We start from the raw sequence: 6,000 nt of genomic DNA on the forward strand, positions 1-6,000 counted from the left end.
ACAATTTATTGATATTATTGTATAATCCCCCATAAAAAGCTTGATTATGCCATAACATAATCTTACATGAATGTGGGGTGATTACGCTAATGATAAGCTGGGTTTTGCGTTATTTTCTACTTTTGGATCCGCATGTCCCACCTGTGACCAATTTAAATACGATCGCAAGGTTGCAAGTGTTGCCGCATTAACGTATACAAACGTGATATTCGGAAGCGGCACGCTCACCGGATTCGTCATCGCATTAGCCATCGACTTCGCTTTCAAATAAAGCAAGAAGTCCGTATAAATCGGTGCTTCAAAGGCATAATAATCTGTAAACTCAGCCGTCCCAGCTGACGATCGATAGAAACTCAATCCCATTGTTGGCCCGCCATAAAGCAAATTGGCGCGATGCCCATAATGGCCATCTCCTAATGGTTCCGGATTGTCAGTCTCATCGTACCAAGCCATCACCATGTAATAAGCAATTTCTTGGTTAGAGTGCATTTGGTCGGTGATACCGGCATTAGTTCCGATATTCTCGGTGGCACTGCTGACAGTCTCATGATTGAAACTATCAACAATCGCCCGCGCCCGCTGCTGTGCCCGCGCCGTATCGCTGGCTGAAATCGTCAAGGTTGTTTGGCCATTTAACGTCCGAAGTTCATTGACATATTGAAGAAAATATTTCGAAATTTCATTTTCATCAGGTTTAAAATTCGGATCATCTGGCAAGTAAACCGTTTTGGTGCTGGGGTAGTTGGTGGTGGAGGGAAAAAAGGAAGCTAGATGACTTTCTTTGTATCCACCTTGACTTAGATCGCCACTCTCCAGTGGAAGTGTATTAACAACTGTCACTTTGGCCATATTCGCAACGAGTGTTTTTAACTTTGTATCAGTAAAACTAAAACGGATAAAATAATTACCTACAACTGTTGGATTGACCGTTCCGTCTATTGAAATCTTATCAGGGTTAACTGATTCCCCATCGCTATTAGTCGCACTAATAAAGTTATTATTTGGCATCCAAGAAGACTTTGTGAGTAAAAAAGTATCTTTTGTCTTAATTGATGCTAAAGCACCCACTGGGACACTGGGTAAAATATTTTCTCCGGCTTGTTTATAATGAACTGGATCATTATTGTCTGTGACCGTAATTGAGGAGAATTGGGTAACATCTTTTCCGCCTGAAACATCTTTGAACCCATACTGAATAAAATATGTTCCAACTACTGCCGAATTGACAGTGCCAACAGTTTGAATATCATCTAAACCAACCTCTTGTCCCAGCGTATTTCTGGCGCTTATTAGATTCTCTGCTGGGGACCATGACGAGTTTCGGCTTATTGTGACCCCGGCTGTCTGAATCTTAGGTGTCTGTACCTGATTCGTTTCAGAAACAGATACAATATTCTCTTTTTTCTGGTCGCTTTCTCCAGAGTCGTTCAATTCTTTTTTTGCTTTGTCCGTCACATCTGTCTGACTGACCTCTGATGATTGCTGCTTCTCTAGCGCTATTTTCCCTTCTTCGGAAACACGCCTAGCTGGGGCAGAGCTAATTGCCGATGCAGTAGAGTTCGTTGTGTTGATGGAGGAGGGACCACTCGGATACATCTGATTCGCTGAAGATTGATTAGTGGTTGCATCACCGGCAATCACCCCATCGCCATTTGAAGATGCATTTACAGAATGTCCAATATTGAGGGCTATCAAGCTAGCGAACACTAAGATAAGTCCCGATGTATCTAAACACCTTCTTTGAACTTTAGTTAATTCAACAATTGGAAGATTTCCCTTCAACTTTGTTTTATTTTGACGCTGCCTTTTCCCCATTTACATCCCTCCATCCAGTCAAGAGCCCTTAAAATAGTTACCATAACGAATCAACAACTAATTTGACTCCGTTATGTAGAAAAGAAGTCAATTCAATTGATGAATTGACTTCTTTAATTCCTGAAAAACCAACAATTACGAAAGAACCGTGACAGATGTTTTTTCTTCAATATGTTGATTAGAAACAGGATCAGTAAAATCAATTGTGATCTGATAAACACCCGGGCGCGTGAGATTAACTTCACCAGACAATCCAAAAAGCTCTAATGGCACTGGATTGCCCAAAGAATCGTTTGCATTAACAAGCAACTTTTCAGGTTGAAAACTTTCTTTATTTTTCAACACTAATGGCCTTAATTCAATTTTTGCCTTCATGGTTGTCTACCTCGTAACGGTAACATAAACGTCATTCGTAACAATCTCGTTTTTATTAGCTGCATTGGTGAAGTAATACCTCAGAATGTAGGTGCCCGGAATAGAAACTGTAACAGCGCCATCAACTGACATTTGATCAAGGGCTACTGCATTTCCATCACCATCAGTTGCGCTAACAAAGGCGTCGGCTGGATCAAAATGGGATTTTGCTTGGATGACAACGTTTTTCGTAACTAGCTTACCTGCTTTTGAAGAAATCTGTGAAATTGTGCCAATCAAATCTGAAATACCCGGCAATTGAGAGATTCCCTTCAGAACGCCGCCAGCATCAGGTAAGTTGACTTGAATACCAACCAGTTGTAACAACCAGCCAGCGACACCACCAATAACACCGCCGATCGCAGCCCCTATTGGCGAACCAATTAAACTAGCAATCGTGTCTGTAAGAGGTGTGAACCAGCCGAGTAGGAAGAATTCCAGAGGGTTAACAATAGGACCAAGACCAATGAAACCAGCCGCAACAGCAATGACAACGGCAATCCCTTCAACGATCATCCCTAAGGTATAAGAAATCGCCCAGTTAGCAATCGTGTGGCCAACCAAACCGCCAATTGTTGCGCCTAATGCCACACCACTGACAACATTATCAACCTTACCATCTTTGGACAGGCCAGCCGCCATAGTAGCGCCGTAGTATGCTCCAATTGAGGAACCCACAAGACCGCTTAACCAACCAACAATACCGCCCGTCCAACCAAGTTCAGCCAAGTTACCACCATTGGTAATCCAACCGACAATAGGAATGATACCGACAATCGAGTTCAGGACAGTTGCTGGAACACCAGCAACTATCCATGTTGCGAACCCGCCAATTGCGGTTGTAATTGTGCCGTAGAATGCACTGCCAAGCGTGCCACCAATGACAGATTCAATCAGTTCCCCAACCTGGCCAAGTCCAGTCAAATTCGGTACCAACTTAACCGGGTTGATATTAGAAGCCAACCAACTAATTGCGTTCCACGCAAAACTGGTAATACTGCTAAGAATCCCTGTTATGCTAAATCCTGAATCGGCTTTAACAAGCGATTGTGCAGTAACGCTAATAGTTGATTGCAACTGTTTAGCAACACTATCTTGTGCTTCAGTAATTGCGGTCTGCATCGCCTTGTAAGAATTGGTAGACTCATACTTTTGCATGTCTTGAATAAACGCTGAGCCCAATGAAGTAGCAAAGAATGAAGCTGTCAAAGACTGAGCTAGACTTTCATTTGAGGAAGCGACTGCCGAAGACATTGCCTTGTTGTAGGCAGCAAATTCAGGAATAGCAGCATATGACGAGATGGCAGCAATCATTTGTTGACCGTCAGCAGTTTTTGCAAATGCAGAAACTGCTGCAGCACTGGCCAGAGATCCTTTATCAGCTACCAATGATGCTTGCGTCATAAATGCTTTTCCAGCAGCTGTAGCCATGAACGAAGATGTCGCACTAGCATCAGCGACAGAAGCAGCTGCTGTACTTGATGATAACGACCCAATCATTGATTGAAAGGCTGGATCATTGGCAGTTGATGATTGAATTGCTGCTAAAGAGTTCATTGCTTGGCCTTCCGCTGTCGCATTGAATGAAGCCACTAACGACTTTTGAAGTGCCACGTCAGAAGCAGCAGTTGCAGCAGATAGTTGTGTCTGGAAGGCAAGTACCTTTGGATCGTTGCTAAGTGAAACAGCAGCACTAAAGAAGTTAACGCCAGAATTGATTTTATCTGCAGCTTCACTCAAAGTAATTCGACCTTGATCTGTTTTGGCAAAAGAGGCAAGTGAAGCAGAAACGCTTGTCAAATTCAGTGAATCTAAAGCAACCGGTTTTGTTACTACTTCAGTTGCACTTGAGTTGTTCTTTAAAGTAGCAAGACTAGATGTAGATGCTTGTCCCGCAGAAGATACCACAGGGGGTTGAACTTCTCTATCGCTAACATTAACTCTAACTGTTTTTCCTATTTTTTCCTTCGTATAAGGGTCAATGTACTCGTATCGAAGGAAGTATGAGCCAGCGTAAGCAGTGGTAACAGTTCCCGTCAAACTTATGTCTTCAGGATTCAATGGATTACCTTTACTGTCTGTGCCACCAATAAGAGCAATGCTTGGGTCAAAACTGCTTTTTGTTTGGACTTGCACGTCGCGCGTCTCTAAAGTTTGCTTGTCCTTCGTTACAGTCGCTTGGATTGCATTGACAGAAGGTGCTACAAGACTGGCTGCAGGGGCAACACTTGCTGTTACAACTGAAGAAGCTTCGGATGACTGAGCTGAATTTGTCTGCGTTAACGCAGCCGTTGACTGAGCGATGGCATTGGGTGCTACAAATTGTTGAGCAGCTACTGCTGAGATTTGTGGTGCAATCAAAGCTTGAGAAGCTGGTCGAGTACTAGGCTGAGTATTGACTGCCGACTGGCTCGACTGAGAATCCTTTGCCTGTTGTGCTTCGGCCGATTCCTTATTAGTCGGCGCTTGATCAATGGACGCAGCAATCTTAATAGTTTCCGGTGTCACCTCGTCAGCTTTAACTGTTTTACCAGAATCCAGCGCTCCCGCACCAATCACTGTCACAATCAGTGATGAGGCAAAGAGCCATTTTTTCCCCTTTTTCCAGGATCGAAAGTTAGCGCGCTTAACCTTAATTTTTTCAGTATCAGCAAACGCGATGTTTTGGCTTTTTTTCAAATTAATCCACCCCTTTTTCCTTTATCACAACTTAATCATTCGTTGTAACACCGTTAAAAACATTGCTTGCTTTAAACAAGTCATTGTTTTTGAGTGTTGTGGCATTCTACTGAGTTCTTTTTAAAATTACTTTTTGGTTCGAAATTCCATGGTTTATTAACGGTGATTGGCGAAGAAATAATGACTGGCAACACCCTAAGGTGCCGCACGGGGTAAGTTTTGTTTCCCTACCATATGGATCACCCTCACTTTCAATATTGTTACAATTTAGTTTTCATGGCGCCGTTTTGCACCCATTAGTGCCAAAGCACCCATCAATGCAACACCGGCTAGTGCTAGAGCACCAGCCGCATCGGTTTCACCAGTTTGCGGTAACGTGTGATCGTTGCCGTTTGCTGTGCCTGAACCCGTGATGTCGGCTGTATTTGTCTTGGCACCGGCACCAGTTTCATTTGCAACGGTGTGAACTGTGCCTGCATTGTCGCCATTCTGGTTATTGTTGCCCGTGTTGTTACCGGTTTGTGAACCATTGTTATCTGTGGTTCCTTTACCGCCTGTGCCCTGCTGTCCACCTTGACCAGTGCCTTGATTGCCATGATCAGTCGTTCCATGGTCTCCCGTTGGGTTCGACTTACCACTGGTAATCTGTGCGGCAAGATCACGATCAGCTTGTGCACGGGTTGCTGCGCTTTTTGCTGTATCAGCTGCAGCTGTTGCAGAGGCTGCATACTGAGCAGCAAATGATAATGCTTGTGCCGCCTTATTTGGATCCACATAATCGTGGGCCAATTCTTGTGCGGCTTTTGCATAGGCCGCGTATGAAGCAGCGTCTTTAGCAGCATTAGCTGCAACAAGTGCTGCACTGGCAGCATCTGACTTCAGATAAGCAAGTGAGGTGTTGTTTGGATTTGCTTGTGCAATGTTAGCTGTTTCGCTAGCAGCTTTGGCTGCGATGGAAGCAGCCAAATTGGCGGCGTTAACAGCACTATTTGCTGCACTTGTATAATCACTCTGAGCCGGATGGTTAACAGTTTCGGAACCAGCTGCGTGTGAGGATGCAAGACTCTTAGCAGTATCAGCAGCGGAGCTTGC

General features: G+C 44.0%; 4 protein-coding genes. All 4 read right to left on the bottom strand.

Annotated features, from left to right (window positions below; all coding sequences use genetic code 11):
• Positions 1 to 81: 81 nt before the first annotated feature.
• The gene (locus tag ACWPAB_RS01475) at positions 82 to 1,815 is read right to left on the bottom strand and encodes a bacterial Ig-like domain-containing protein (RefSeq protein WP_003579316.1); all 1,734 of its coding nucleotides are present in this window, start codon (positions 1,813 to 1,815) and stop codon (positions 82 to 84) included.
• A 135-nt stretch (positions 1,816 to 1,950) separates the two neighbouring features.
• Positions 1,951 to 2,190: a bacterial Ig-like domain-containing protein gene (locus ACWPAB_RS01480; protein ID WP_003579319.1), complete on the bottom strand. Its 240-nt coding sequence runs from the start codon at positions 2,188 to 2,190 to the stop codon at positions 1,951 to 1,953.
• A 6-nt stretch (positions 2,191 to 2,196) separates the two neighbouring features.
• Positions 2,197 to 4,908: a bacterial Ig-like domain-containing protein gene (locus ACWPAB_RS01485; RefSeq protein WP_076665417.1), complete on the bottom strand. Its 2,712-nt coding sequence runs from the start codon at positions 4,906 to 4,908 to the stop codon at positions 2,197 to 2,199.
• A gap of 267 nt (positions 4,909 to 5,175) precedes the next feature.
• Positions 5,176 to 6,000, bottom strand: an 825-nt coding sequence (locus ACWPAB_RS01490) for an LPXTG cell wall anchor domain-containing protein (RefSeq protein ID WP_455692698.1), incomplete at its 5' end; no start/stop codon positions are given.

It is taken from the genome of Lacticaseibacillus sp. 30 (assembly GCF_053819265.1).